Below are 2,910 nucleotides of genomic sequence, written 5' to 3'. Positions count from 1 at the left end.
GGCGAGACGCAGGTCGGCTTCACCACGCCGGTGGGCACGTCGCTCGAAGTGACCGAGGCCAAGGTGCGGCAGGTGGAAGCCGCGCTGAAGTCCTTCCCCGAAGTGGCCTACACCTACGCCACCATCAACTCGGGTAATGCCTCGGGCCGCAACAATGCGCTGGTGTCGGTGCGACTGACCGAGCGGCGCTCGCGCCAGCTGTCCACCGCGCAGCTCAACCCGCTGATCCGCCAGCGCCTGGCGGGCATTGCCGGCATCACCCTGACCATGGTGGGCATGCCCGATGGCGCCGGCGGCCAGAAGGCGATCCAGGTGTCGATCCAGGGCGATGACCTGGACGAGCTGCGGCGCCTGTCCAAAGAGGCGGGCAACCGCATGAAGGCAATCCGCGGCCTGGCCGACGTGGATTCGAGCATGAAGGACGACCGCCCCACCATCGAGGTGCGCATCCGGCGCGAGCTGGCATCGGACCTGGGCGTGGGCGTGGCGCAGATCGGCAATGCCCTGCGCCCGCTGCTGGCTGGCGACGCCATCAGCTCTTGGCGCGCGCCCGATGACGAGAACTACGACGTGCGCGTGCGCCTGCCCAGGGACGCGCGCACCGGCATGGCTGACCTGAGCGCGCTGATGATCGCCAGCAGCCAGACCAACGCCGACGGCTCGCCCAAGATGGTGTCGCTGCGCCAGATCGCCGAGCTGGTGCCCACCACCGGCGCCAACCAGATCAGCCGGCGCGACCTGAACCGCGAGGTCGAGCTGACCGCCAACGTGGCCGGGCGCTCGGCCGGTGAAGTGGCGCGCGACGTCAAGGCCGCACTGGACGGCATGAGCTGGCCGGCCGGCTACAAGTACCGCTTCGGCGGCTCGACCAAGTCGATGAACGAGTCCTTCGGCTACGCCGTGTCGGCGCTGGCGCTGGCGGTGATCTTCATCTACATGATCCTTGCCTCGCAGTTCGCCAGCTTCTTCCAGCCGGTCGCCATCATGACCTCGCTGCCGCTGACACTGGTCGGCGTGTTCGCGGCGCTGCTGCTGTTCCGCTCGACGCTGAACATGTTTTCGATCATCGGCTTCATCATGCTGATGGGGCTGGTGACCAAGAACGCGATCCTGCTGGTGGACTTCGCCAACCAGGCGCGCCAGGGCCATGTGGACGGCGCCGACGGCCGGCAGCCGCTGTCACGCGAGGCGGCGCTGGTGGAGGCCGCGCGCGTGCGGCTGCGCCCCATCCTGATGACCACGCTGGCGATGATCTTCGGCATGGTGCCGCTGGCCTTCAGCCTGGGCGAAGGCGCCGAGCAGCGCGCGCCGATGGGGCAGACCGTGATCGGCGGGATCATTACCTCGTCGATCCTGACGCTGGTGGTGGTACCGGTGATCTATACGTATCTTGATGATTTCAGCGCGTGGCTGCGCCGGCTGTGGCAAGGCAAAGCGGCCACGCCATCACCGTCCCACGTCGCGGCTGCCGCCGCCCGACCGGCCGCACAGGAATTGCCGCGGCCAACGGAGGCCAGCGGGGAATGAGCCTGGCGGCCAGCAGGGAAAACCTGAGGCTTAGACAAGACTGTTGGCCTTGGTAAAAAGAATGGCAACATAGCGCAAGGCCTAAGGCCGCGGCCCTCGATGGCCATGTCTAACTGTGCGTTGCCTGTGGTCACCAAACCGTTGTAGCTTTTACCGGCATTGTCTGCCCGAAGCACCAGTCGCTCGCCCGAGCGCAATGGCTCGTACACCGGCAGGCTGAGTTGCTGCCCAGGTAAAGTTTTCTAACGCGGGGCGGCGCACTATCCCGGCGCTGACGTGCCAGCTTGCGGTTTTCGGCAAGCTGTTCCCGGACGGTTTGGAACAGCGCTTCGGTAACGATGCCCGGCACCGGAATTTCGACGCACTGCGGCGGATCCACGCGTATCGTTGAATACAGTTTCCTGAGCACATCGGCGGTGTAGCGCTGGGCATGCACGTATACCTGCAGTGGATCGCGCACCTGCGTTTTGCCGAATCATTCTTTCGAGACACGCTTGACCAGAACGTTGACGCGCTGTCCGATGGCATCAGCGGTCGAACTCCAGGGCCGAAAGCCTTAGGAGTTCGGATCCGCCAAGGTCCCCACAACCGGCTCTCGATAGAATGTATTGACCTGCCGTACCTCAAGCGGTGTGGATTAGGCTTGAGGTGGGTTAAACCAGAGGCCCAGAGCCCCAATTGAGGGGGCAGGTCATGGACAAGTTTAGTTAGTACGTGGGCTTGGATGTCCACCAGGAAACGATCGCCGTTGCGGTGGCGCAGACAGGCGGCGAAGTGCGATACCTGGGAGAGATTATGAATACCCCCGAGGCCATCAAGAAGCTGGTCACACAGATCCTAAACACGACTCGACATGCAAATGGCCGCTGAATCCCTGCCACGCCATGCGATTGGGTGCCCCAATTCCCAGGCGCGCCGGCGTTGCGCCGTGGGGCAACCCCGCTTTGGTGGCTCATTGCACCGCTCCTCGCGGCACCGCGCCCAGTATTCGTGCGATCGCGCGCCGCTAGGGATCGCAGAGCGCAAATCCTGTATCGAATTAGATTCGACCATTTTCTTAGTCTCCAAATTATCTGAACAAATGATATTCCCAGCGACGCATCGTCAGCTCGTGCCCTTCATATGATGCGCCGTCGGTTATCGCCGCATCGCACGAGTCGGAGCTAAATAAGAATTATTGCGGGTTGATGATAACAAAATCTAGGACAAAGTCGGGATCAATTCTGATGGTATTTTTCGGGATCAAATTAAGATACGTTGTTCAAGATTTTCAAGGCAGTTTATAAAGGCTTGGGCTAATCTAGACGCATTTCCTTATACGGAAGTCATGACTCTTCCCGCAGTGCCTGAATGGTGAGCGCGGCGTCCATGGTTCGCTGCATG

At 62.3% G+C, this 2,910-nt stretch carries 1 protein-coding gene and 2 pseudogenes; all 3 read left to right on the top strand.

Annotated elements, in window-relative coordinates:
* The coding region (locus tag J8I82_RS37455; RefSeq protein WP_209765635.1) for an efflux RND transporter permease subunit at positions 1-1,527 on the top strand (1,527 nt) is incomplete at its 5' end.
* A gap of 83 nt (positions 1,528-1,610) precedes the next feature.
* A pseudogene (locus J8I82_RS38935) lies at positions 1,611-1,757 on the top strand (IS91 family transposase); the annotation flags it as partial.
* 484 nt (positions 1,758-2,241) lie between these two features.
* A pseudogene (locus J8I82_RS39860) lies at positions 2,242-2,364 on the top strand (IS110 family transposase); the annotation flags it as partial.
* Positions 2,365-2,910: the final 546 nt, after the last annotated feature.

Origin of the sequence: Cupriavidus consociatus, from assembly GCF_017814975.1 — a bacterium.
In the GTDB taxonomy this organism is placed as follows: Bacteria; Pseudomonadota; Gammaproteobacteria; order Burkholderiales; family Burkholderiaceae; genus Cupriavidus; species Cupriavidus consociatus.
Note: the sequence above shows the minus strand (reverse complement) of the source record. Positions and strands in the feature narration are given on the sequence as shown.